Origin of the sequence: Gordonia shandongensis DSM 45094, assembly GCF_000423025.1 — a bacterium.
GTDB lineage: Bacteria > Actinomycetota > Actinomycetes > Mycobacteriales > Mycobacteriaceae > Gordonia > Gordonia shandongensis.
Map to the genome: position 1 here is coordinate 174,027 of NZ_AUHE01000003.1, position 24,336 is coordinate 198,362.

Annotated in this window: 23 protein-coding genes; 13 read left to right on the top strand and 10 right to left on the bottom strand. The window is 69.4% G+C overall.

The features are described 5' to 3' along the window. Window positions 1-82 precede the first annotated feature (82 nt). Window positions 83-1,501 carry a flavin-containing monooxygenase gene (locus tag G528_RS0106010; protein ID WP_026918184.1) on the top strand — a complete coding sequence of 473 codons (1,419 nt, stop codon included), beginning with the start codon at window positions 83-85 and terminating at the stop codon, window positions 1,499-1,501. A 59-nt stretch (window positions 1,502-1,560) separates the two neighbouring features. Here G528_RS0106010 and G528_RS0106015 read toward each other — a convergent pair whose 3' ends face one another. After that, complete coding sequence (locus G528_RS0106015) at window positions 1,561-1,920, bottom strand: RidA family protein (RefSeq protein WP_026918185.1); 360 nt, start codon at window positions 1,918-1,920, stop codon at window positions 1,561-1,563. A 55-nt stretch (window positions 1,921-1,975) separates the two neighbouring features. Between G528_RS0106015 and G528_RS0106020 the strand changes: the two genes are divergently transcribed. The 3 genes from G528_RS0106020 (at window position 1,976) to G528_RS0106030 (ending at window position 5,175) form a co-directional block, all read left to right on the top strand. Then, a complete protein-coding gene (locus tag G528_RS0106020; protein ID WP_026918186.1) occupies window positions 1,976-2,458 on the top strand; it encodes a DUF4334 domain-containing protein in 483 nt (160 codons plus the stop codon). Between the two features lie 56 nt (window positions 2,459-2,514). After that, window positions 2,515-3,801 carry an alpha-hydroxy-acid oxidizing protein gene (locus G528_RS0106025; protein WP_026918187.1) on the top strand — a complete coding sequence of 429 codons (1,287 nt, stop codon included), beginning with the start codon at window positions 2,515-2,517 and terminating at the stop codon, window positions 3,799-3,801. A 111-nt stretch (window positions 3,802-3,912) separates the two neighbouring features. After that, on the top strand, window positions 3,913-5,175 hold the full coding sequence (locus tag G528_RS0106030) for a hypothetical protein (RefSeq protein ID WP_026918188.1): 1,263 nt from the start codon (window positions 3,913-3,915) through the stop codon (window positions 5,173-5,175). Here G528_RS0106030 and G528_RS0106035 read toward each other — a convergent pair. Beyond that, complete coding sequence (locus G528_RS0106035) at window positions 5,117-5,980, bottom strand: oxygenase MpaB family protein (protein ID WP_026918189.1); 864 nt, start codon at window positions 5,978-5,980, stop codon at window positions 5,117-5,119. The genes G528_RS0106030 and G528_RS0106035 overlap by 59 nt on opposite strands. Window positions 5,981-6,068: 88 nt before the next feature. On the opposite strand from G528_RS0106035, the gene G528_RS16575 reads away from it, so the two are divergent. The 4 genes from G528_RS16575 (at window position 6,069) to G528_RS0106055 (ending at window position 9,760) form a co-directional block, all read left to right on the top strand. Continuing rightward, window positions 6,069-6,731 (top strand): TetR/AcrR family transcriptional regulator, encoded by a 663-nt coding sequence (locus G528_RS16575; RefSeq protein ID WP_051198360.1) that lies wholly within the window; start codon window positions 6,069-6,071, stop codon window positions 6,729-6,731. A 4-nt stretch (window positions 6,732-6,735) separates the two neighbouring features. After that, window positions 6,736-7,341 carry a TetR/AcrR family transcriptional regulator gene (locus G528_RS16580; RefSeq protein ID WP_035719097.1) on the top strand — a complete coding sequence of 202 codons (606 nt, stop codon included), beginning with the start codon at window positions 6,736-6,738 and terminating at the stop codon, window positions 7,339-7,341. 94 nt (window positions 7,342-7,435) lie between these two features. Continuing rightward, on the top strand, window positions 7,436-8,641 hold the full coding sequence (locus G528_RS0106050) for an acyl-CoA dehydrogenase family protein (protein ID WP_026918190.1): 1,206 nt from the start codon (window positions 7,436-7,438) through the stop codon (window positions 8,639-8,641). A gap of 99 nt (window positions 8,642-8,740) precedes the next feature. Further along, complete coding sequence (locus G528_RS0106055) at window positions 8,741-9,760, top strand: phosphotransferase family protein (protein WP_026918191.1); 1,020 nt, start codon at window positions 8,741-8,743, stop codon at window positions 9,758-9,760. 3 nt (window positions 9,761-9,763) lie between these two features. On the opposite strand, the gene G528_RS0106060 is transcribed toward G528_RS0106055, so the two are convergent. Then, window positions 9,764-10,423: a histidine phosphatase family protein gene (locus G528_RS0106060; protein WP_026918192.1), complete on the bottom strand. Its 660-nt coding sequence runs from the start codon at window positions 10,421-10,423 to the stop codon at window positions 9,764-9,766. A 321-nt stretch (window positions 10,424-10,744) separates the two neighbouring features. On the opposite strand from G528_RS0106060, the gene G528_RS0106065 reads away from it, so the two are divergent. Next, window positions 10,745-12,031 (top strand): ROK family transcriptional regulator, encoded by a 1,287-nt coding sequence (locus G528_RS0106065; RefSeq protein WP_026918193.1) that lies wholly within the window; start codon window positions 10,745-10,747, stop codon window positions 12,029-12,031. Window positions 12,032-12,059: 28 nt separating this feature from the next. Here G528_RS0106065 and G528_RS0106070 read toward each other — a convergent pair whose 3' ends face one another. From G528_RS0106070 to G528_RS0106080, 3 genes are read right to left on the bottom strand one after another with little or no spacing between them, the layout of a single operon-like run. Continuing rightward, on the bottom strand, window positions 12,060-12,800 hold the full coding sequence (locus tag G528_RS0106070; RefSeq protein ID WP_026918194.1) for a substrate-binding domain-containing protein: 741 nt from the start codon (window positions 12,798-12,800) through the stop codon (window positions 12,060-12,062). Between the two features lie 29 nt (window positions 12,801-12,829). After that, the gene (locus G528_RS0106075) at window positions 12,830-13,732 is read right to left on the bottom strand and encodes an adenylate/guanylate cyclase domain-containing protein (RefSeq protein ID WP_026918195.1); all 903 of its coding nucleotides are present in this window, start codon (window positions 13,730-13,732) and stop codon (window positions 12,830-12,832) included. After that, on the bottom strand, window positions 13,725-14,906 hold the full coding sequence (locus G528_RS0106080) for a TetR/AcrR family transcriptional regulator (RefSeq protein WP_026918196.1): 1,182 nt from the start codon (window positions 14,904-14,906) through the stop codon (window positions 13,725-13,727). The genes G528_RS0106075 and G528_RS0106080 overlap by 8 nt, the downstream gene beginning before the upstream one ends. A 139-nt stretch (window positions 14,907-15,045) precedes the next feature. Between G528_RS0106080 and G528_RS0106085 the strand changes: the two genes are divergently transcribed. Both G528_RS0106085 and G528_RS0106090 read left to right on the top strand, forming a co-directional pair. Next, on the top strand, window positions 15,046-16,257 hold the full coding sequence (locus G528_RS0106085; RefSeq protein WP_026918197.1) for an acetyl-CoA C-acetyltransferase: 1,212 nt from the start codon (window positions 15,046-15,048) through the stop codon (window positions 16,255-16,257). Window positions 16,258-16,287: 30 nt separating this feature from the next. After that, entirely contained in the window at window positions 16,288-18,486 is a 2,199-nt protein-coding gene (locus G528_RS0106090; protein WP_026918198.1) for a 3-hydroxyacyl-CoA dehydrogenase NAD-binding domain-containing protein, read from the top strand. Window positions 18,487-18,555: 69 nt separating this feature from the next. Here the strand turns inward: G528_RS0106090 and G528_RS16585 are convergent, their stop codons facing one another. Further along, window positions 18,556-19,260 carry a TetR/AcrR family transcriptional regulator gene (locus G528_RS16585; protein WP_051198363.1) on the bottom strand — a complete coding sequence of 235 codons (705 nt, stop codon included), beginning with the start codon at window positions 19,258-19,260 and terminating at the stop codon, window positions 18,556-18,558. Window positions 19,261-19,378: 118 nt separating this feature from the next. On the opposite strand from G528_RS16585, the gene G528_RS16590 reads away from it, so the two are divergent. Further along, entirely contained in the window at window positions 19,379-20,251 is an 873-nt protein-coding gene (locus G528_RS16590; protein WP_211220602.1) for an oxygenase MpaB family protein, read from the top strand. 1 nt (window position 20,252) lies between these two features. Here G528_RS16590 and G528_RS0106105 read toward each other — a convergent pair whose 3' ends face one another. The 3 genes from G528_RS0106105 to G528_RS0106115 are packed head-to-tail and all read right to left on the bottom strand — an operon-like array spanning window position 20,253 to window position 22,922. Continuing rightward, on the bottom strand, window positions 20,253-21,086 hold the full coding sequence (locus G528_RS0106105) for an ABC transporter permease (RefSeq protein ID WP_026918199.1): 834 nt from the start codon (window positions 21,084-21,086) through the stop codon (window positions 20,253-20,255). Then, on the bottom strand, window positions 21,083-22,075 hold the full coding sequence (locus tag G528_RS0106110) for a daunorubicin resistance protein DrrA family ABC transporter ATP-binding protein (RefSeq protein WP_026918200.1): 993 nt from the start codon (window positions 22,073-22,075) through the stop codon (window positions 21,083-21,085). Before G528_RS0106110 ends, G528_RS0106105 begins: the two co-directional genes overlap by 4 nt. A 46-nt stretch (window positions 22,076-22,121) precedes the next feature. Then, a complete protein-coding gene (locus G528_RS0106115; RefSeq protein ID WP_026918201.1) occupies window positions 22,122-22,922 on the bottom strand; it encodes an SGNH/GDSL hydrolase family protein in 801 nt (266 codons plus the stop codon). A gap of 160 nt (window positions 22,923-23,082) precedes the next feature. Here G528_RS0106115 and G528_RS0106120 point away from each other — a divergent pair, with 160 nt between their 5' ends. Continuing rightward, window positions 23,083-24,327, top strand: a complete 1,245-nt coding sequence (locus G528_RS0106120; RefSeq protein ID WP_026918202.1) for an alkane 1-monooxygenase — start codon at window positions 23,083-23,085, stop codon at window positions 24,325-24,327. Window positions 24,328-24,336 lie beyond the last annotated feature (9 nt).

Below are 24,336 nucleotides of genomic sequence, written 5' to 3' on the forward strand. Positions count from 1 at the left end.
AGACGGTGTGGACCGCGGGCCGAACGCGGATGACCGCCATCGGGACGACCGCGATCAGGCGGCGAATCAGCCCCTCGACGTCTTGATCGTCGGAGCCGGACTGTCGGGCATCGACGCGGCCTATCGCCTGCGGGAGCGCAATCCCGACCTCGACTACCGGATCGTGGAGCGCCGCAGTCGGATCGGCGGAACGTGGGATCTGTTCCGCTATCCCGGCGTGCGGTCGGACTCGGACATCTTCACGCTGAGCTTCCCGTGGAATCCGTGGCGCGGACAGCGGACGGTCGCCCGCGGCGACGAGATCCGCGAGTACCTGGAGCGGACGGCGGAGGAGTTCGGGATCGCCGAACGCATCACGTTCGACGTCGACGTGACCGGTGCCGATTTCGACTCCGCCACGGATCTGTGGACGGTCGACGCCCTCGTCGACGGCGAGCCGACCACGTTCGTCACCCGATTCCTCTACATGTGCACCGGGTACTACCGCTACGAGGCGGGATATCGGCCGGAATTCCCCGGCGAGAAGGATTTCCGCGGCACCTTCGTGCACCCGCAGTTCTGGCCCGAGGACCTCGACTACGAGGGCAAGGACGTCGTCGTGATCGGGTCGGGCGCCACGGCGGTCACGCTGATCCCGTCGATGGCTCCGCGCGCGGGCAGCGTGACGATGCTGCAGCGGTCGCCGACCTACATGTTCCCCCTCCCGTGGGAGGACCCGATGACGAAGCTGTTGCAGCGGGCGCTGCCGGCGCAGGTGTCGCACACCGTCATCCGCTGGCGTAACGCCGTCAGCACGATGCTGATGTTCCTGTTCTGTCGGGCGTTTCCGAAACTGTCGCGGCGTCTGCTGCGTCGCATCGCGATCGCGATGCTGCCCAAGGGGTTCGACGTCGACACCCATTTCAAGCCGCGATACGAGCCGTGGGATCAGCGGTTGTGCGTCATCCCCGACGGCGACTTCTACACGGCGATCAAGGACGGTGACGCCGATGTCGCCACCGACACGATCGCGCGCATCACCGAGACCGGTGTCGAGCTCGACTCCGGACGGCACCTGCCCGCCGACATCATCGTGACGGCGACCGGCCTGGACCTGGTCTCGTTCGGGGGTGCGTCGCTGTCGGTGGACGGCGAGACGGTGGAGCCGGGGGAGAAGTACGCGTACCGCGGTTACATGCTCGACGACGTCCCGAACCTCGCCTGGTCGGTGGGGTACACGAATGCGTCGTGGACGTTGCGGGTCGATCTCACCAGCCAGGCGGTCGCCGAGCTGATCGAGTACATGCGCCGTGGCGGCCACACCCGCGCGGTCCCGTCGCTGCGGGGCGCCCGTCCCGAGGCGCACGCACTGCTCGAATTGGACGCCGGATACGTCAAACGTGCCGGATCGCGGCTGCCCAAGGCCGGTGACCGGGCCCCGTGGCAGGTGCGTCACAATCTGCTGCTCGACGCGTGGGATGCGCGGCGCTACGACGTGACCGAGGAGATGTCGTTCTCCTGACGCCCGGCGCCTGGCGCCCGGCACCTGACGCCCGGTTCTCGGCGCCCCGTCTCGGGACCCTAGCCGGGACTGTGGGCGATCGCGTCGATCTCGACGGTCGCGCCGTAGGGCAGGGCCGACACCGCCAGGAAGGTCCGTGCGGGGCGCGGCTGGGCGAAGATCCGCTCGAACTGCCGGTTGGCCTCCTCCCGGAGGGTGACATCGGTGACGTAGTACGTCACCTTCACGACGTCGCGCAGATCGGCGCCGACGGTCGCGAGCCGCTCGGTCATCCGCTCGACGGCGGCGTCGAGGGCGTCGTCGCGCCCCGGCACGGGGCGGTAGTCCCGGTCGACGGACAGGGCGCCCGAGACGTAGACGGTGTCGCCGGCACGGAACGCCGGGCTGTAGGGATGGTCGGGCGAGACACTCGCAGACATGATGTAAGCCTCCGATGACGTGGTGGCCGCCATCCTACGGACGTAGGCTGACGACATGGCTCAGCTGACTCGCGACGAGGCCGTCGCCGACTTCTTCCGCCGTGTCGACTCCGGGGAGGTCAGCACCCCGGACGAACTCGACGCCGTCTGGGCACCGCTGCCCACGGTGCGGGTGGAGGAGATGATGGGCCCGTGGCGCGGCGGTGAACTGCCGTCCGGTCACCGGATGGACGGGCAGCTGGCGGCGGTGCGATGGCACGGCAAGACGTTCACCTCGTGGCACGACGTCGCACCGATGGTTTGCCGCGATGAGAACGGTGAGCTGTACTCCAACACGGAGATCGGCAAGGGCGAGGCGAGCTGCTGGATGGTCGAGTTCCGCGGTGAGTCGACGGCGTCGATGGTCTACGACGGTCAGCCGGTGATCGACCATTTCAAACGAGTCGACGACCGGACGCTGATGGGAATCATGAACGGCAAGACGTCGCTGGTCCGCGATCGGCACTTCTACTTCTATCTGGTTCGCGACGACGACTGAGTCGATCCGGGCGCCGGTTTCGCGTGCGTCCGCGTGCGGTGCGCCACAATGGGCGCATGGTCTCGATCGGATTCGGCAGGGCGCGGCAGAACGACATCTACACCGGAGGAGTCCACGGGCGGAAACCCGTGGTGCCCACCGATTTCGGTGAGCTCGAACGGCGCGCCCGCGCGGCGATGAGCCGTCGGGGGTGGGCGTACATCGCCGGCGGTGCCGGCGAGGGGCGCACGATGGGCGCCAATCGGGCGGCGCTGGACCGCTGGGCGATCGTCCCCCGCATGCTCCGCGACACCTCGGAGCGGAGCCTTCGGGTGGAGCTGTTCGGTCGGACCCTGCCCGCCCCGGTGCTGTTCTCCCCGGTCGGCGCCGGCGCCCTCGCGCACCCGAACGCCGACGTCCACATCGGTGCGGCCGCAGCCGAGCTCGGCGTCCCGTACATCTTCTCCAACCAGGGGTGTGCGCCCATGGAGGACGTGGCCGCCGCGATGGAGGCGGTGACCCCCGGTGCGCCGCGCTGGTTTCAGCTGTACTGGTCCACCGACGAGCGGCTGGTCGACAGCCTGATCTCGCGGGCGGAGACGATCGGCGCCGACGCCCTGGTGGTCACCCTCGACACCACGATGCTCGGGTGGCGCCCGCAGGACCTCAACCTCGGTTCGCTGCCGTTCGCGCGCGGCGAGGGCATCAGCCAGTACACCTCGGATCCGTCGTTCTGGGAGATCGTCGCCGAGCGGCTGTCGACGGCGACCGCCGAGAAGCCGGAGATCTCGCTCGGGGCGCTGCGCACGCTGTGGTCGATCGCCCGGAACATGCCGGGGGATCTGCGCCGGAACCTCACGCGGCCGGAGTCGCGCGCCGCGGTGCAGACATTCCTCGACACGTACTCGCGTCCGTCGCTGAACTGGGACGACATCACCACCCTGCGGGACCGCACGTCGCTGCCGATCGTGCTCAAGGGCATCCTGCATCCCGACGACGCGCGGCGGTGCGTCGACGAGGGGATCGACGGGATCATCGTCTCGAACCACGGCGGACGTCAGGTGGACGGCTCCATCTCGTCGACCGATGCGCTCGTCGACGTGGTCGACGAGGTGGGCGGTGAGATCCGCATCCTCGTCGACTCGGGGTTCTACACGGGCTCGGACGTGTTCAAGGCGCTCGCACTGGGGGCGGATGCCGTGTGCATCGGCCGCCCGCACATGTATGGCCTCGCGCTCGACGGCACGGCGGGGGCGCGGGACGCGGTCGCGAACATCGTCGGCGAACTCGACCTCACGCTGGGGCTGTCGGGGCATCGCGACGTGGCGACGCTCGACCGCAGCGCCCTCAAGCACCTGACCTGACTCGTGGAGCGGATGCCTCTCAGGGCGATCCGCCCCGGGGATCTGCTCGGGGCGATCCTCTCAGGGTGATCCTCTCAGGGTGATCTCAGTGATCGCTCTTACCGTGAGGTGATGCCCGACTCCGACCAGCCAGCCGAATCCCAGTCAGTCGAATACCAGCCGGCCGAATCCCAGTCAGCCGAATCCCAGTCAGCCGAATCCCAGTCGGTCGAGTCCCAGCCGGCCGAGTCACCGCACTCCTCGACCGATGGACGCCACGGCGCCCGGCGGGGCGGTCGCCGGCGGGCCGGTCGTCGGCGGGACGGTCGTCGACGGGGTGGGGCGGTCGGGCGCGCGCCCTGGCTGATCGGTGCGGTCGCGGCGGGCGTCGTCGTCGGCAGTGCCACCTTCCTGACCGTTCCGCCGGACGTCACCGAGTCCGAGTCCGATCCGTCGGCCGATCAGATCGAGAACGCACGGTCGTCTCTCGACTCGGCGAACCTGATGTTCGGACTGATGTCGTCGGCGGTCACGGGTGCCACGGGAAGCGTGGAGAAGATCGTGGGCGGCGCCGAGTCGGTGTTCGACGCCGTCGACCGGGCCTCCGGCGCATCCGAGCATCTGGTGTCCGGGCTGCGGCAGGCTCCCGACGCGAAGGCCGCGGCCGCGCAGGTGCAGCGACTGTCGACGTCGATCGGGGCGGGTCTGGACCGCGCACGGGATCTCACGGCGGCCGCCGACCAGATGAACTCCCTGGTGACGCCGCTGTTGCGGTTCGTCGAGTCGAGTAAGGCGCCCGGGACGCGCGATCTGGTGGAGACGTTGACGGCGTTGCAGAAGTCGGGAGCCGAGATCGCCCGTCAGTCCGACACCATCGACGCGTTGCGCGGAGAACTGCGCGGAATCTCGTCGTCGGTCGACGGCGCGTCTGCCGAGTTCGACCGGGTGATCGGTGAGGCGCGGCGGTCGGCCGAGCAGCTCGAGTCGGGGATGAAGCGGCTGGCGTCGGCGCGCGGGGAGACGGTGAAGGCCGCGGGTGACGTCGGCGACGGTGTGCGAGAGCTGCAGAAGGTGCTCGACGGCATCGGCGGCGACATCGACTCGGCCGCGAGCGAGTTGGAGCCGGCCGACGAGGTGGTCGCCGTCGATCGTCGGGTCGACGATGCCGACCGGACGGCCGTCGCTCTACTCGCGGGGTCGGGGACGTCGTTGGTCCTCATGGTCGTCTTCGTGCTCGTCGCGCGGCGCCGGGCACGTCACGGCGAGGAGGAGCTCGAGCGCGAGTCGGCCGAACTGGACCGGGCCGCCCGGGAGCGGCCGACCGGCGGTGCGGCGCTCAGAGCAGAGGACGTCCCTGGCGAAGACGACGACGGACGTCGGCCAGCAGGACGTTGAAGGGGAACTGTTTGACCGGGCCCGGCATGAGCCGCACCGCCTGCCGCAGCACGGTGTTCTGGGCGTCGAACACGCGCTGCTGCCACGGTGCGAGGCGGACGTCCATCTTGTCCCGGAACTCCGGCGGCAGGTAACCGACCGTCAGCATGAGCGAGAGCGGCCCGACGACGGCGGACAGGGGGCGCGGCAGGAACTCCATGCGCACGATCCGCAGCAGGTACTCGCGGATGGTGTCGTCGATCTCGAGTCCGGCGACGGTGTCGTTCCAGTACTTCTCGAAGTCGGCGCGGGTGGCGGGCCACATCTCGGGCGGCATCTGCAGTGTGGTGCCCATGACGGCGCCCTGGCGGTAGGCCTCCTCGGTGATCGCGGCCGGATCGCCGTACAGCCGTTGCATGTCCTCCCAGCCTCGGTAGAGGCAGGCGGCGACCCACAGCTGCAGTGCGGGATCGAAGGCGTTGTACTCGACGGGGCTCTCGCTGGTCGACCGGATCTGCGCGTGCGCCTTGTTGACGGCCTGCCGGTAGCGGCGGCGGTCCTCTTCGCTGCCCATGGCGGCCACCGCGAGGTAGGTCAGGGTGGTGCGAGTGCGGCTGACGGGCGATTTGAAGAGGTTGCCCGAGTCGACCTTGCTCTCGTAGACGCCGTATCCGACGGCGGGGACGGCGAGCTGCATGATGACGTTCGCGGGTCCGGCGAGCAGGGCGAGCCCGATCATCTCGAGGTCGTCGACGGTCTGCGAGTCGAGTTCGACTCGCCGCGAGTGCCGTTCGGCGGTGGACGGGTCGAGTGCCTCTGCGGTCATGGCGCCTCCTGCGGTGCGCCCGGTGCCCCGGGAAGTGATAACAACCGTTTCCTATTTGATTGAACTCTCGGGCCGCCGAGGTGTCAAGATGTCTGGTGTGAATGATCGGGATCGGGCCGCACCGGAGTTGCGGCTGTACGGCGGTGAGTCGGGGGACGCGCGCGTCGCCAGGCGCCGCGCCGCGCTGATCGACGCCGCGCTCGACATGCTGTCCGCGTCGGGGCCCGGACAGGTCACCGTCCGGGGGATCTGTGCGCGCGCCGGGCTCACGCCGCGTTACTTCTACGAGAGTTTCGAGAACGTCGACGCCCTCGTCGGTGCGACCTACGACGGCATCATCTCGGAGATCGCCGAGCGCGGGCTGGCGGGATTCGACGCCGGCGACACCCCGCGCGCCAAGGTGACCGGCGCCGTCGAGGCGATCGTCGAGGTGGTGGCCGGCGACCCGCGCAAGGGCGGCGTGATCTTCTCCGACACGCTGCGCAGCCCGGTCGTCATCGACAAGCGCGCCGAATCGCTGCAGATGTTCGCCCGCCTCACCTCGCAGAGCGCCGCGCAGGTCGCCGACGTCTCCGGTGGTCAGCAGACCCTGGCGGCGGCGCACTTTCAGGTCGGCGGCCTGGCTCGGCTGCTCGCATCGTGGACCGAGGGCGTCATCGATGTGGATCGCGAGACGCTGGTGGGAATCTGCGTTCAGATGCTGCTTCCCGAGAGTCGCACGGCGGACTCCGCGCGGACGCGGCTAAGTTGACTGTATGACGAATTGGCGCGATTACGGCGCGGTGAACCTGCCCGCCCCGCTGCGGGCAGCGCTCGACGCCTTCGTCGAACACGGCTATCACGGTACGTCGGTGCGCGACATCGCTGCGCGTGCCGGACTCTCGGTTCCCGGTCTCTACCACCACTATCCGTCGAAGCAGTCGCTGCTCCAGGGGTTGTTGGAGTTGACGATGTCCGATCTGCTGCGACGCTCGGAGGAGGCGCTGCGGGAGGCGGGTGTCGATCCGGTGGCGCGGTTCGACGCCGTGGTGGAGTCGCTGCTGCGGTTCCACATGTATCGGCGCGAACAGGCGTTCGTCGGGTCGACGGAGCTGCGGAGCCTGGACCCGGAGTATCACCGTGTCTACATCGGGCATCGGATCCGGCAGCAGCGGATGGTCGACGAGGTGGTGCTGGCCGGAGTCTCGGACGGCGCGTTCTCGACCGACTCCCCGAAGGGGGCCGCGCGTGCGGTGGCGACCATGTGCGTGGGGGTCTCGACCTGGTATCGCGTCGACGGGCCGATGTCGGCCGACGAGCTCATCGCCCAGAATCTCGACTTCGCGCGCGCGATCGTCGGGTACACCGGACGCGGTCGGTAGCGCACGGGATCGGCCGATCGCTTGACGGCACGGCGCGGGCGTGTCAGGGTGCAATCTGACCGAACGCTTGTTCGGTATCGTGAGAGGGAGTCCCATGGCGATCGATCTGAGCTACGACGACGAGGTCATCGACCTCGTGGCGCGCACGCGCGATTTCATCGAGACCGCGGTCCTGCCCGTCGAGGAGCGCCACCACGGTGATGTGGCCGCGGCCGGCGGCGACGACCTCCGCCGCGAGTTGAACGCCAAGGCCCGGGAGGCCGGGGTCTTCGCGCCGCACGCACCCGTCGAGTACGGCGGACTGGGTCTGTCGATGAGCGATCGGGCCCCGGTGTTCGAGGCGGCGGGCGCCTCCATCTTCGGACCGATGGCCCTGCACATCGGCGCACCCGACGAGGGGAACGTCCACATGCTGGCGGCCATCGCGACACCCCACCAGCGCAGCCGCTTCCTCGAACCCCTCGCCACCGGTGAGGTTCGCAGCGCCTTCGCGATGACCGAACCCGCGCCCGGTGCCGGCGCCGACCCGAACGGGCTGTCGACCACCGCCGTCCGCGTCGACGGCGGCTGGCGGATCAACGGCTTCAAACGGTTCATCACCGGTGCGGAGGGCGCCGCCTTCTTCATCATCATGGCGCGCACCGCGGGTGTGCCGGGCGACCGCGGCGGCGCCACGATGTTCCTCGCGCCGGCCGAGACCGACGGCATCGCCGTGGAGCGACACGTGCACACCACCGACAAGTCGATGATCGGCGGCCACTGCGAGGTCCGCTTCACCGATGTCTTCGTCCCCGACGAGGACGTGCTCGGCGAACCCGACCAGGGCTATCGGTACGCGCAGGTCCGGCTCGGGCCGGCACGCATGACCCACGTGATGCGCTGGATGGGCAGCGCCGTGCGCGCCCATCGCGTCGCGGTCGACTACGTGTCACGGCGCGAGGGGTTCGGCGGAATGCTCTCCGACCTCGGGATGATCCAGCAGATGATCGCCGACAACGAGATCGACCTCGCCGCCGCCCGCGCGCTGCTGGTGCGCGCCTGCTACGAACTCGACCGCGGCGAGCACGCCTCCGATGCGACGTCGATCGCCAAGACCTTCGGCGCAGAGGCGTTCTCGCGGGTGATCGACCGCAGCATTCAGATGTGCGGCGGACTCGGGGTGAGCGAGGAGGACCTGCCGCTGGCGCGGCTCGCCAACGAGGTCCGCCCGTTCCGGATCTACGACGGCCCCAGCGAGGTGCATCGGTGGGCGGTCGCCAAACGCGCCGTGTCCCGCGCGCGCCGCGCCCGCGAGAGCTGACGCCCGAACGCCCCATCCCCGAACGCCCCATCCCCGAACTCCCCATCCCCGAACTCCCCGACCCCGAACTCCCCGACCCCGACCGAGAGCGAGATCCCCGTGGGCGACCATCCCGGACTCACCACCGACGCGCTGCGCGCGCTGCTGACCGCGAACGACGTCGAGGTGATCGGCGACCTGCGGATCGAGTTGATCAGCGGCGGCCGGTCGAACCTGACCTTCGACGTCCGCGACGACGTGCACCACTGGGTGGCGCGGCGCCCGCCGATGGGCGGCCTCACACCGTCGGCGCACGATATGAACCGGGAATGGGCGGTCACCTCGGCGCTCGGCGCCACCGACGTCCCGGTGCCGCCCAGCGTCGCGATCGACGCCACCGGCGACATCATCGGAGCGCCCTGCACCGTGGTCGGATTCGTCGACGGCCGCGTGATCCGGTCGGCAGACGACCTGGCCGCCCTCTCCGACGAGGAGGTCACCGCGAGTGCCGACGCCCTCGTGTCGACGCTCGCCGATCTGCACGCCGTCGACTACCGGGCCGTCGGGCTCGGCGACTTCGGCCGCCCCGAGGGGTTCGCCTCCCGACAGGTGTCGCTGTGGGCGCGGCAGTGGGGGCTGGTGAAGACCCGGGACCTCGACGACGTCGACCGGCTCGCGACACTGCTGGCCGACCGCGTCCCCGCGTCGGCGCGCAGCTCGATCGTCCACGGCGACTTCCGGATCGACAACACCATCCTCGACCCGCGGGACGCCGGAACCGTCGCGGCCGTCGTCGACTGGGAGATGTCGGCGCTGGGCGACCCGTTGACCGACCTCGCCCTGGCGTGCGTCTATCGCGCCCCGGTGTTCTCGTCGGTGCTGGGCTTCGATGCGGCGTGGACCAGTGAGCGCTATCCGGACGCCGACGGGCTGGTCGAGCGTTACGTCGACGCCACCGGCGCCGCCCTCGGCGACTGGAACTTCTATCTCGGGCTCGCCAACCTCAAACTCGGTGTCATCGCCGAGGGCATCACCCATCGCGCACTGGCCGGCGGATCGTCGGGGGCCGACGGCGCCGAACGCGCAGCGGAGGCGACGGGCGAGTTCATCGCCGCCGGACTCCGCGCCCTCGCCGCCTGACCGCTACCGGAAGGTCGCCAGGCCCGAGTGCACGTCGGCGAGGTGCGCGTGGTCGTTGATCGAGACCGGGGTGAGCCCGCGCCGCCCGGCGATGACCGTGGTGATCGACCCGTTGACGAAGGTGCGCGACAACTGCGGCCACGCCGGGGCGGGGACGCCCCACAGGCGGGCGATGAGCGCGGTGATGACGCCCGCCGACGAGACGACGAGGACCGACCGTCCGGATCCGGCGAGGGCCGCCGCGCGGTCGGCGGCGGCGCCGGTGCGGTCGATGAACGACGCGTACGTCTCCGGGCCGATGTCGGCGCCCGCCACCCACGCGGCCAGGGCGTCGTCGAGGGCGTCTTGGAAGGGACGCCCGCCGTCGGCGTGGATGTCGTCCCCCTCGGGGAGGGCCGGGGTCACGTATTCGTTCCAGTCGGCGTCCACGTGCGGCATCGTGCTCTCGGGGAAGGCCTCGAGGACGCCGGCGATCGTCGCCTGCTGACGGGGCAGATCACCGCAGATCGCGGCGTCGAACCCGGTGACCCGTCGGGCCAGGGCGACACCCGTCGCCCGCGCCTGGGCGTATCCGAGGTCGGTGAGCCCGGGCCCGCCGCCCGGATCACCGGTGTAGGCGTGCGCGGGCGCCTGGCCGTGCCGGACGAGGTAGATCGTGCCCATGTCAGCGGATCCTCGATGCACGTCGGGGGAAGGAGTCGGTCGTCACACCCTCACGCTAGCCAGCGCGGTCCGGTTGCACCCCGCGGGGGTGCTTGCTATCATATAGCGATTATGACCAGTCAGCCGTTCGTCGTTCCGGAGGTCACCTACGTGACCACCGCTCTGGGATGTCGCCTTCCGCTGGCCAGGGTCCTCTGTTGTCGCCGAATGCGCTGATCCAGCCCGAACCAGCCCCGTCGCCTCACCGCAGGTGAGCACCATTCGGCGGGTGCGCGCCCCGAACCGGCGCGTACCGCCCCAGGCCTCAGGACCCGTGAACCCATGACTTCCACTCTCGACCGCCCCGCCGCATCGGCCACCGCCCCCGCACCGCAGGCGCCTGCCCGCGCTCCGCGCCGTCCGGCGACGGCCGTGGCGCCGACCAGCACCCGGAACACCGCGTCGCCGCACGTGACCACGGCGTCGCTGCAGCTCTCCACCAAGGCGGCGGCCCTGGTGCTGCGCACCGCCCGCGTGTCGGGGCCGGTGTTCCGCGACGATGCGGCGGCCATCACCGGATTGTCGATCTCGACGGTGAACCGTCAGGTGACGGCGCTGCTGAAGGCCGGCCTGATCCGTGAGCGCGCCGATCTGACTCCCCCCGGCGCGGTGGGCCGCCCGCGCGTGCCGTTCGAGATCAACACCGACGGCTTCCTCACGGTCGGCATCCACATCGGTTTCAAATCGACCTCCATCACGACCCACGACCTGCAGCACCGCGTGGTCGGAGCGATCGCCATCCCGACCCCGCAGGCCGAGACGCCCGAACAGGTGGTGGCCGCGGTGGGGCAGAGCGCCCGCCGGTTCGCGGACCGCTGGGTCGGCAAGCGCCTGCTGTGGGCGGGGGTCGCGATCGGCGGTCGGGTCGCGCAGGACGGCGTCGTCGACCATCCCCGCCTCGGGTGGACCGGGGTTCCGGTCGGACGGGTGATCGCCGAGAACATCGGGCTGCCAGTGTCGGTGGCATCGCACGTCGAGGCGATGGCCGCCGCCGAACAGGTGGTCAATCCGGCCGATCAGAACCAGAACTTCCTGTACTTCTACGCCCGCGAGATGGTCGGCATCGCCTTCAGCGTCGACGGTGCGGTGCACACTCCCGCCGCGGGCCCGCCGACGATCGGGCACTTCCCGGTCGGCGGCACCACGCTCCTGGATCCGGAGCGCACGGGGCGCCTCGAAGAGACCGTGAGCGACTCGGGTGTGCTCCGGGCCGCCCAGGCCGCGGGTCTGGAGGTGTCGTCGCTCGACGAGCTCCGCGCGGCCGCGCGCACCGGCGACTCCGTGGCCGACCGGCTCCTCACCGAGCGGGGTGAGGTGCTGGGCCGGACGGTCGCCCTCATCGCAGACATCTTCAATCCCGATCACGTGATCCTCGGCGGGCAGGCGTTCACCGACTACCCCGAGGCGCTGCCCGCGGTGAGCAAGGCGCTGCGCGCCACCACCGTGATCACCCAGCGTGACGTCCGTGTCGCGCGGTCGGCGATCACGGTGCAGCAGAAGGCCGCGGGCGCCGTGGCGCTCGACGCGCTGTACGCCGATCCGCTGGAGGCCCTGGCCCGCACGGCCTGACCGGGCGGCGCGGGCCCCGGACGGGGTGTCAGCCGGAGGGGGGACCGAAGCCGGCCTCCACGAATGCGCGGCCGCCCACCGGCCCGATCACCGCGGCGATGAACTCGGCGGCCAACGAACCGCGCGGCGAGTCGCGGGCCACCCCGATCGGATAGCGGTTGATCGCGGTGGAGAACACCGGGTCGGCAACGATCCGGGTGGGCGAGTCCGCCCCGGGCGCATCGGTCCGGTAGGCCAGCGCGGCGTCGACGCGACCGGCGAGGACCTGTGCGACGGCGTCGGCGCTCGAGCGGACCCGGACGGGATCGGTCACCGACGCCTGCGTGCGGCGTTCCACCGCGGTCACCGCCGACCCGCACGGGAGGTGTTCGGCGCAGACCGCGACCCGCAGTCCGGACCGGGCGAGATCGGTGAACCCGGTGATTCCCGAGGTCGCGGTCGACGCGGAGGGCAGCACGATGACCAGGGAGTTCGACGCGACCCTCCGAGGGGTGACGACGCGGTCGCCGAGCCGGTCCATGGCGGCCTCGTCCGCCGTCGCGATCACGTCGGCCGCCGGATCGGCCCCCTCGGCGGTCCGGACCGTGACGTCGACGCCGGGATGATCGTGCTCGAACGACGTCGCGATGGAGGACATGACCGCCCGCAGCGATGTCGGCACGGCGACGGTCAACTCGCGGTCGTCGGACGCCGCGCAGGCCGTCACGGTCCAGGATGCGACGGCGACGGTCGCGAGCAGCGCGGCGGCGGCCGCGGGACGGGTCGTCATGCGCCCAGAATAGTGGTCGGTGTGCGGGCTCAGTTCTGCCAGTTCCGGTTTCGGACCAGCGTGGACGCCTTGAGACGGCGGTACCCGCGGACGGACAGCGGCGAGATCGAGCTGATGTGGAAGGGCTCGGCCTCGCGCAGCGCATCGGCGAGACGTTCGTCGACGAGCGTCGTCCCCGAGCGTGCGGCCCCCGCCAGACGGGCGGCGATGTTGACCGGCTCCCCGAACAGATCACCCATGCGAGCCAATGCGTCGCCGAGGGCCATGCCGATCCGCAGGACCGGGAGGTCGCCCTCGCCGGACAGCCGGTGCAGGGCCAGCGCGATCTCCGCGGCGGCGCCCGGGTCGACGACGCTGAACATGACGGCGTCGCCGATGGTCTTCACCACCCGTCCGCCGCGGACCGTGATGACGGTGTGGGCGGCCGACTCGAAGGACTCCAGGAGGTTCTCCAACTCGGTCATGCCCATCCGCCGAGACATGGACGTGTAGCCGACGATGTCCGCGAAGCCGACGATGACGTCGGGATGCTCCTCCGTGCGCCCCTCGTCGTTCAGATAGGTCGCCAGGTGGCGCCGCCAGATGAGCGACTGCAGATGGTCGAGGGCGTCGATCATCTGTTGCGCGGTCGCGTCGACGGTGGGATCGGCGGCGAGTCGGGCGATCTCGTCGGCCTGCCACTGCGCCAACCGGGCCGACGACTGCCCGATGGCGCGTGCCGCGGCGAGTTGCGCGGTGGTGTCCATCGCCTGGTCGTTGCCGGCGAACACGCCGAGCGCCGACAGATCGTCGTCGGTGAAGCGGTGTCCGTCGGCGGTGCCCGGGTCGTGGGCGAAACCGAAGGCGTTCCAGAACTTCTGGGCGTAGGCCGGGTCGAGGCGCAACGCGGCGATCAGCTCGTCGCGGGTGTAGTCGATCGGCTCGTCAGACACCCAGCACGCCTTTCATCAGGTAGGCCATCCGTGCGGCGAACTCCGGCCGCGGAGTGCTGCGGGGCATCCGGACGGCGTCGTTCACGACCGCGAGGGCTGCGTGCACCGCGAGCGGAACGGCCACGGGCGTGCGGTCCGGATCGATCTCGGTGAGCAGGTGCATCCAGCGTGCCACGTATCGGCGTTGCACGGCGAGCAGATCGGCGCCCTGCGGTTCGCCGGTCAACGCGTAGGCGCTCGTGAACGAGACGAGCATGTCGGGTGTGGAGACGACGGCGTCGACGTAACCGTCGACGAGTCCGTGCAGCCGCCGCCGCGGGTCGGTGGTCGTCGAATAGGTCGCCAGCACACCGGCTTCGAGCCGCATTCCGCTGCGCTGCCCGATCCCGACGAGGATCGCGATCTTCGACGGGAAATGCTTGTAGACGCTGGGACCGGTGATGCCGACGGCGGCGCCGATCTCGTCCATCCCGGTGCCGGCGAAGCCGTGGACCGCGAACAGCCGGGCCGCGGCGTCGAGGATCTCGTCGCGCCGGGTGACGGTGTCCGGTTCGAGTCCGATCCGGGTGGGGAGCGCGGTGGCCTCCCCCGGGCTCAGCGCGATGGTTCGGCGGACGAGTTCGAGCAGTGCCGCGCAGGTCTCGTCGCGGGCTCCGCCCCGCAGTGCGCGGCCGGCGCCGCTGCCGATGACGCTGAGGACCGCTCCGGCGACGTACATCGATTCCCGTTCGGTGAGGTCGGTCCGACCGGTGCGGATGGCGGCGGCCCAGCGGCGCAGGACCGACCGGGTCCGGCGGACCACCTCGGTGTTCTCCCGCGGCGACAGGTGTTGGCCCGACCAGCGCCACAGCGACGTGGCGTGCGGGTTGGCGATGCTGAGGGCGGTGACGCTGCGCGCCAGGGCGTCCTGCGGATCGGCGGCGTGCTCCAGGCCGGCGTTCTCGGTGCTGGCCTCCAGTTCGTCGACGCGCGTGGCGACGGCGGCGGCGAGCACGTCGCTCTTGTCGGCGAAGTGGCGGTAGACGGTCGGCACGCTGACCCCGGCCTGGCGGGCGATGTCGGCCACCGCGACGTGCGGGTAGCCGCGTTCGGCGAACAGGGTGGTCGCCGCGTCGACGAGTTGCCGCCGACGACCCTCCGACCGCGTGCGCCGCGTGGCCTTCTCAGAAGTCATGGTGAACCGACCATAGCCGAAACACGACACGATAGAAACGAGTTGACCTCTAAGTATGGTCAAATACGTTATTGGGGGTTAGCCTACGATGGTAACCATTCCGGGGTAACCATTCTCGGTTCATGTGAAAGGAACACCAGTGTCCGACGAAGCATTCATCTACGAGGCGGTGCGCACGCCCCGTGGCAAGCAGCGCGGAGGTTCGCTGCACAGCGTCAAGCCGATCGACCTCGTGTCCGGTCTGATCGACAGCCTGCTGGCGCGTCACGGTGACCTCGACCCGAAGGACATCAACGACGTCGTCCTCGGCGTCGTGTCGCCGGTCGGCGAGCAGGGCGCCGTCATCGCCCGCACCGCGGCCCTGACCTCGGGGCTCGGCGAGACCGTCCCCGGCACCCAGATCAACCGGTTCTGCTCGTCGGGCCTGGAGGCCGTCAACCTGGCCGCGGCCAAGGTCCGCTCCGGCTACGACGACCTCGTTCTGGCCGGCGGCGTCGAGTCGATGTCGCGCGTTCCGATGGGCAGTGACGGCGGCGCCCTGTTCATGGACCCGGCGACGGCGTACGACAACTACATCGCCCCGCAGGGCATCGGCGCCGACCTGATCGCCACCATCGAGGGCTTCTCCCGCGAGGACATCGACGGCTACGCCGCCGAGTCGCAGCGTCGCGCCGCACAGGCGTGGGACGAGGGTCGCTTCGCGAAGTCGATCATCCCGGTCAAGGACATCAACGGGGTCACCCTGCTCGACAACGACGAGCACCGTCGTCCCGGCACCACCGTCGAGAGCCTCGGCAAGCTCAAGCCGGCCTTCCAGGGTCTGGCCGACATGGCGGGCTTCGACGACGTCGTCATGCAGAAGTACCCGAACGTGGAGAAGGTCAACCACGTCCACACCGGCGGCAACAGCTCCGGCATCGTCGACGGCTCCGGCCTGGTGCTCGTGGGCACCGAGGAGGCCGGCAAGCGCAACGGTCTGACGCCGCGCGCCCGCGTCGTGTCCTACGGCGAGGTCGGCTCCGAGCCGTCGATCATGCTCACCGGCCCCACCCCGGCGACCGAGCTCGCACTCAAGCGCGCCGGCCTGACCATCGACGACATCGACGTCTTCGAGCTGAACGAGGCGTTCGCGTCGGTCGTCATGAAGTGGATGAAGGATCTCGACGTCCCGCACGAGAAGGTCAACATCAACGGTGGCGCCATCGCTCTCGGCCACCCGCTCGGCGCCACCGGCGCCATGATCCTGGGCAGCACCCTCGACGAGCTCGAGCGCGTCGGCGGCCGCTACGGCCTGGTCACCCTGTGCATCGGCGGCGGCATGGGTGTCGCCACCGTCATCGAGCGCCTCTGAGCCTGAGAACGAGAAGGAAAAGACTCAACCATGACTGACAACATGATCCAGTGGGAGAAGGACGCCGACGGCGTCGTCATCCTCACCATGGACGATCCCAACCAGGGCGCCAACACCATGAACCAGCTGTTCATGGATTCGCTGGCGGCCACCGTCGATCGCCTCGAGGCCGAGAAGGACGACATCGCGGGCGTGGTCCTCACCTCGTCGAAGAAGACCTTCTTCGCCGGCGGCGACCTCAAGGACATGACCAATCCTCCCAAGGACCAGTCCAAGGAGGAGATCGCCACCGCGATCACCGAGCGCACCAACGGCATGAAGAAGGTGCTCCGTCGGCTCGAGACCCTCGGCAAGCCCGTCGTCGCGGCCATCAACGGCGCCGCGCTCGGCGGCGGTCTGGAGATCGCGCTCCACTGCCACTACCGCGTGGCCGCCGACGTCAAGGGCAACCAGCTCGGTCTGCCCGAGGTGACCCTCGGCCTGCTTCCGGGCGGCGGCGGCGTGGTCCGCACCGTTCGCCTCCTCGGCATGCAGCAGGCGCTCATGGGCGTCCTGCTCCAGGGCCCGCGCCTCAAGCCGGCGAAGGCCAAGGACCTCGGTCTCGTCAACGAGGTCGTCGGCACCGTCGACGAACTGGTCCCGGCCGCCAAGGCGTGGATCAAGGAGAACCCCGAGGCGCAGCAGCCGTTCGACGTCAAGGGCTACAAGATGCCCGGCGGCGCGCCGACCAACCCGGCCGTCGCGGCGAACCTCCCGGCGTTCCCGGCGCTCCTGCGCAAGCAGATCAAGGGCACCAACATGCCGGCGCCGCGCGCCATCCTGGCCGCCGCCATCGAGGGCGCGTACGTCGACGTCGACACCGCCGACGAGGTGGAGACCCGCTACTTCGTGTCGCTGGTGACCGGTCAGGTCGCGCAGAACATGATCAAGGCGTTCTTCTTCGACCTGCAGCACATCAGCAGCGGCGGCTCGCGTCCCGCGGGATTCGACAAGTTCCAGGCCAAGAAGGTCGGTGTCATCGGTGCCGGCATGATGGGTGCGGCGATCGCATACGTCTCGGCGAAGGCCGGCATCGACGTGGTCCTCAAGGACATCGACATCGACGCCGCCAAGCGGGGCAAGGGCTACTCGGAGAAGCTCGAGGAGAAGGCCCTCTCGCGCGGAAAGACCACGGAGGAGAAGAGCAAGGCCCTGCTCGACCGGATCCATCCGACTGTCGACCCGCAGGACTTCAAGGGCGTCGACTTCGTGATCGAGGCCGCGTTCGAGTCGGTCGAGGTCAAGAACACGGTGTTCCAGGAGATTCAGGACATCGTCGAACCCGACGCCGTCCTCGGCTCCAACACGTCGACCCTGCCGATCACCTCGCTCGCGGAGGGCGTCAATCGTCCCGAGGACTTCATCGGCATCCACTTCTTCTCGCCCGTCGACAAGATGCCGCTGGTGGAGATCATCTGCGGTGAGAAGACCAAGGACGAGGTGCTCGCCAAGGTTATCGACTACACCCTCGCGATCCGCAAGACGCCGATCGTGGTGAACGACAGCCGCGGGTTCTTCACCTCGCGCGTCATCGGCACCTTCATCAACGAGGCCATCGCGGCCGTCGGCGAGGGTGTGGAGCCGGCGTTCATCGAGCAGGCGGGCGGCCAGGCCGGTTACCCGGCGCCGCCGCTGCAGCTCTCCGATGAGCTGACGCTCACGCTGATGCAGAAGATCCGCAAGGAGACCGAGGCGGCGGCGAAGGCCTCCGGCGTCGAGTTCCCCGACCACGGGTCGTACGCGGTCATCGACAAGATGGTCGAGCTGGGCCGTACCTCGAAGAAGGACGGTGCGGGCTTCTACGACTACACCGACGGCAAGCGCGGCCTGATCTGGCCGGGCGTGCGGGAGAACTTCAAGTCCGGGTCGAACGAGATCCCGTTCGAGGACATGAAGGAGCGCATGCTGTTCGCCGAGGCGCTCGAGACGGTGAAGTGCTTCGACGAGGGCGTGCTGACGTCGGTCGAGGACGCCAACATCGGTTCGATCTTCGGCATCGGCTTCCCGGCGTGGACCGGCGGCGTCGTCCAGTACATCAACCAGTACGAGGGCGGCCTGAAGGGCTTCGTCGCACGTGCTCGCGATCTCGCCTCGAAGTACGGTGCTCACTTCGAGCCGCCGGCCTCGCTGGTGGAGAAGGCCGAGTCGGGCGTCGAGAAGCTGACGAACGAGAACCTGGTCCCGAAGTAGTCGTCTGACGCGACGAACAGGCCCCGATGAACCGTCAGGTTCATCGGGGCCTTGTCTGTCGGCGGTGGTCTATCGGCCGCGGATCATGGGGACCAGGATCTGTTCGGCGTAGGCCCGCATCTCCTGCGGTGTCGACAGGGGCGGACCGGCGTCGGGCGTCAGGAGGAGCGACTGGGTGAGCCGTGCGAGGGTGTCGCTGAGCGCGGCGACGCCGTCGTCTGACACGCCGCCGCCGGACACGCCGCCATTCGACACGCCGGCGTCTGGCACAGTGCCGTCTGGCGCGCTCCGGTCGGGGTCGTTCCGTCGGTCGACGGTGGCGCGGATGCGGCGAACGTGTTCGGCGACGTAGGCCGACGCCAGCGAGAGCACCGGGCCCGCCTGGAGGGTCAGCGCGTGCAGCGTCTCATCGCGGTCGACGTCGAGCAGGCGTTGCAGCAGGACGTTCTCGCGCAGCGTGGTGAGCGTCGTGGTGAAGAAGGCGACGATGTACGCGTCGACGTCGTCGATCTCGTCGGGGAGCTCCGATTCGATGGCGCTCAGGACCCGACCGGCCTCGTAGAGGAACGCGGTGCCCACGATGTCGCTGCGCGGTCCGAGGCGGCGATACACGGTGGCGCGGTTGACGCCCGCCCGGCGCGCGATGTCGTCGGTGCTGGTGCGGCGGACGCCGGTGAGTGCGAACTGCTCCAGGGCGGCCTGGACGATCTCCTCGTCGCAGCCCTGTGCGCCGGACTCCTGGAGCAGGGACAGCAGCGATTCCGTGGTCGACACAGCTCGATGGTACGCCGAGGGTCTTGCAACCATGCGCGTACAGTGCAACACTTTCAGTTGAAACGTTGCACGTGGTGAGACGTCGAATGTCGATCCGAGGCGAGCGAGGAGACAGATGATGACTGTGGCATCGGCCGGGACACCGGCGGGGACACCGGCCGGGACGGCAGCGCGCGGAACCGTCGACGACACCGACTTCGGTCTCAACACCATGATCGGTGAAGCCTGCCTGTTCCTCGGGGCGGGCAGCACGGTGCTCCTGCAACTCGCCGAACCCGGTGTCGGCCACGGCGTCGCCGACCACAGCACGGTGCTCCGCCGCCCCCTCGACCGACTTCGCACCACCATGTCGTACGTCTACGCCGTGACCCTCGGCAGCGAGGACGACCGCAAGCACATCGTGCGGACCACCAACAAGGCGCACGTCCCCATCCGCTCGGCGACCTACAACGCGTTCGATCCCGAGCTGCAGCTGTGGGTCGCCGGCACCCTCTACCGCAACGGCGCCACCCTGTACCGGCGATTCTTCGGAGAGCTCACCGACGCGCAGGCCGACGCCCTGTACCGCGACTCGGCGGTCTTCGGCACGGCCCTCCAGGTGAAACCCGACATGTGGCCCGCCACCCGCGCCGAATTCGACGCCTACTGGGATCGCAAACTCGACGAGCTCTCCTGCGACGACCAGGTCCGTCGCTTCGTCCACGCCCTCCTGCGCGGCGGCGACGCGCCCTGGTACATCAAACCCGGCATGCCGCTGAACCGGCTCGTCACGACCGGGCTGCTCCCCGAGCGGGTGCGCACCGATTTCGAGCTCCCGTGGGGGCCGGGCCGCCAGCGGGCGTTCGACCTGCTGATGACGATCATGCCGCCCGTGTACCGACTGATCCCGCGGCCCATCCGCTGGCTCCCCGCCAAGTACTACCTCTGGGACCTGCGGCGGCGTCGCCGAGCCGGGGAGGGCGTCGCCCGGCCGCGGCGGGCCTGCGGCTGAGTCAGTTCGCGGTGCGGCGCCGGAACGCCCGCAGTGCGAACGGTGCGAACGCCGCGGTGAACACCAGCGACCACACGATCGTCGCGATGATCGGATGATGCAGCGGGAACGCCGCGCCCTCGGCGGCGACAGGCCCGTTCCCCCACAACTGTCGCATCGCCTGCACCAGCGACGACACCGGATTCCACTCGGCGATCGCCCGCAGCCACGGCGCCATCGGCGCCGTCGGGACGAAGGCGTTCGACAAGAACGTCAGCGGAAACAGGAACGTGAACATGAAGCCGTTGACCGCCTCCACCGACTTGAGCCACGAGCCGATCAGGATCCCGAACCAGATCATGCCGAAGCCGAAGACCAGCACGAGGGCGAAGCCGAGGACCGCTTCGGGGAACGACGTGTGGATCCGCCAGCCGATCGCCAGACCCGTCAGCGCCATGACGACGATGCCGATCGACGAATGCAGCAGCGAGGCCACGGCGCGTCCCAGCAGATACGACGTCCGGTTGATCGGCAGGGAGCGGAACCGGTCGACGATCCCCTTGTCGACGTCCGCGGTGATGCCGTTCGACACGATGAACGCCGTGAACACGATGGTCTGCCCCATGATGCCGGGGAGCAGGTACTCGCGGTAACTGCCGCCGCCGGGCGTCGGCATCGCCGGCCCGAACACGAACGCGAAAAGGACGACGAACATGATCGGCTGCGCCGTCACGTCCGACAGCATCTCGGGCATTCGTTTGGTGTGGATCAGGCTGCGTCGCACCATGATCGAGGTCTGACGCCAGGTGCTGGGCGGCTTCGGCTCCACGCGCTCGCCCACGGTGGACGCGGTCATGCGTCGACTCCTTCGAGGTCGGCCGACGACTCGTCGGCCACGGCACGGTGCCCGGTGAGGCTGAGGAAGACGTCGTCGAGGCTGGGTCGGGACAGACTCAGATCGTCCACCGCGATCGCCGAGCGGTCCAGGAGCTGAGCCACCCGGGTCAGATCGGACAGACCGCCCGCCGGGAGCGTCAGCGTCCGCGCATGATCGTCGACGAAGATCTCGTCGGACACCTCGGCCAGCAGCGCGTGCGCGGACGGCAGGTCCGCGGCATGGGTGAGCGTCGTGACGAGGCTCGCGGCGCCGGCCTGAGTCTTCAACTCCAGGGGCGTGCCCTCGGCGATGATCCGGCCGGCGTCGATGACGACGATCCGGTCGGCCAGCTGGTCGGCCTCCTCCAGGTACTGGGTCGTCAGGATCAACGTGGTGCCGCCGTCGACCAGCCCCCGCAGCACGTCCCACAGCTCGTTGCGGCTGTGCGGGTCGAGGCCGGTGGTCGGTTCGTCGAGGAACAGGACGGGCGGCGAGGCGAGGAGACTGACCGCGAGGTCGATGCGCCGTCGCATGCCGCCGGAGTATTCGCGGACCGTCTTGTCTCCGGCGTCGGTGAGGGAGAACTGCGCCAGCAGGTCCTCGGTGCGGCGCCGCAGCTCCCTGCGGCCGATGCCGTAGAGGCCGCCGATCATGGCCATGTTCTCCCGGCCGGTGAGCAGTTCGTCGACGGTCGCGGCCTGTCCCGTGAGCCCCATGCTCCGCCGGACGCCCGCCGGATTCTCGAGGACGTCGAAGCCGTTGATCCGGGCGGTCCCCGACGTGGGGGTGCTCAACGTGGTCATCATGCGGACCGTGGTGGTCTTGCCCGCCCCGTTGGGGCCGAGCATGCCCAGGACGGTGCCGGCCGGGACGGCGAAGCTGATGCCGTCGACTGCGGTGAAATCGTCGAACCGCTTCACCAGGTCGATGGCTTCGACGGCGATCGTGTCGCCGGGGCGTGAGGTCATTGGTTCACTGTACGGAGAACCGATGCCGCCTGGCGAGAGGTTTTTCTCAGGCGCCCTCGGAGCCGACGGCGGGCCGGTCGGCCGGAGCTCGGACGGGCGACGGGACGGGCCGCTTGGGCTCCCGGCCGTCGCCGAGGGACCGGCCGCGCAGTCGGCGGATCATCCACGGGGTGAAGAACTCCGCCGCCCACCGGAGGTCGGCGGCCGCCTGGGCGACCGGATGCGGTGTGTCGCGTCCCGGCAGCGGCGCGCCCCACTCGGGATCGCCGTCGGGGAGGCCGAGGGCGTGGGCGGCTCCGGCGGCGAAACGCTCGTGGCCGAGCGGGGAGGCGTGCAGGCGGTCGGGTGACCACGCCCGCGGGTCGACGAGGACGGGTGCCGCGTACAGGTCGACCAGGACGAAGCCGTGCTCGCGCGCGAAGTCGCGCATGAACCGGTTCAGCTCCAGGAGTCGTTCGCCGAAGAACCGGCCCAGCGGGTTGATCGCCGAGATGTCGGGGAACGTCGAGACGATCACCGTGGCGCCGGTGGCGGCGAGTCGCTCGTAGATCGTCGACAGGTCGGCGTGGACGCGGTCGAGGTCGGTGCGCCCGATCACGTCGTTCATGCCCAGCGGCGCGGCGATCAGGTCCGGGTGGAGGGCCAGCGCGGGTTCGAGCTGCTCGACGAGGGTGTCGCGGGTGTTCTTCCCGCGCACCGCCAGATTCGCGTAGCGCACGTCGGGGCGGAGGTCGGCGAGGCGCTCGGCGAGCCGGTCGGCCCATCCGCGCAGTCCGCCCGCGCCGTCGTCGTCGCACATGCCTTCGGTCTGGGAGTCGCCGATCGCGACGAATCGCGAGAACGTCATGCCGCCGATGGTAGTCCGCGACGGTCCGGGATCGGCGGAGCGAAACATCGGCGCAGGTGAAGCCCGTCACTTTACAAATAATGGGTTAATGTATAGACACAGGACGCGAAGTGTCCTACTGTCAAACACAGAAGAACTCGCCGTACCGAGGAGGACTGACATGGCGAACCCGACGATCGACGATCACAGCGTCGAAGTGGAGCCCTGGCGCGACAAGAAGCGCCACCTGTGGCTGCTGGGCCTGGTCCCGCCGACCGCCGTCTTCATTGCGACCGGATTCGTCGCACTGATGAACTGGGGCGCGGACGCGGCGAACGCGGAATGGCTGCGCACCGTGTCGCCCGCGTGGTGGTGGCTCGGGCCGATCCTCATCTACGGCCTGCTGCCGATTCTCGACATCTTCTTCGGCCCGGACGGGCAGAACCCGCCCGAAGAGCTCATGGAGCAGCTGGAGAACGACAAGTACTACCGGTACTGCACCTACGTCTACATCCCGTTCCAGCTCGCGAGCCTCGTCTTCGCCTGCTACCTGTGGACCGCAGGCGACCTGAGCTGGCTCGGCATCGACGGCGGCCTCGGCCTCGCGTCGAAGATCGGCCTGGCCTTCTCGGTCGGCGCGATGGGCGGCATCGGCATCAACACCGCGCACGAACTCGGCCACAAGAAGGTCGACCTCGAGCGGTGGCTGTCGAAGATCACCCTGGCGCAGACGTTCTACGGACACTTCTTCATCGAGCACAACCGCGGCCACCACGTGCGGGTCGCCACCCCCGAGGACCCCGCGACCTCGCGTTTCGGCGAGAGCTTCTGGAGCTTCCTGCCGCGCAGCGTGTTCGGCAGCCTCAAATCGGCCTGGGAGCTGGAGTCCTCGCGGATGAAGCGCATGGAGCGGCCCGTCTTCCACCCGAGCAACGACGTCCTCAACGCCTGGGCGATGTCGGTCGTCCTGTGGGCCGCGCTGACCGCGATCTTCGGCTGGCAGATCCTGCCCTTCATGGTCCTGCAGGCCGTCTACGGGTTCTCGCTGCTGGAGACCGTCAACTACCTCGAGCACTACGGTCTGCTGCGGCAGAAGAACGAACGCGGCCGCTACGAGCGGTGCACCCCCGAGCACTCGTGGAACAGCGACCACATCTGCACGAACATCTTCCTGTACCACCTGCAGCGTCACAGCGATCACCACGCGAATCCGACGCGTCGCTACCAGACGCTCCGGAGCTTCGAGGAGGCGCCGAACCTGCCCAGCGGCTACGCGAGCATGATCACCGTCGCGTACTTCCCGCCGATCTGGCGCAAGATCATGGACCACCGCGTCGTCGAGCACTACGACGGCGACATCACCAAGGCCAACATCCAGCCGAGCCGTGAGAAGAAGATCCTCGCCAAGTACGGCGCGGACGCCTGAGAGAGGAAT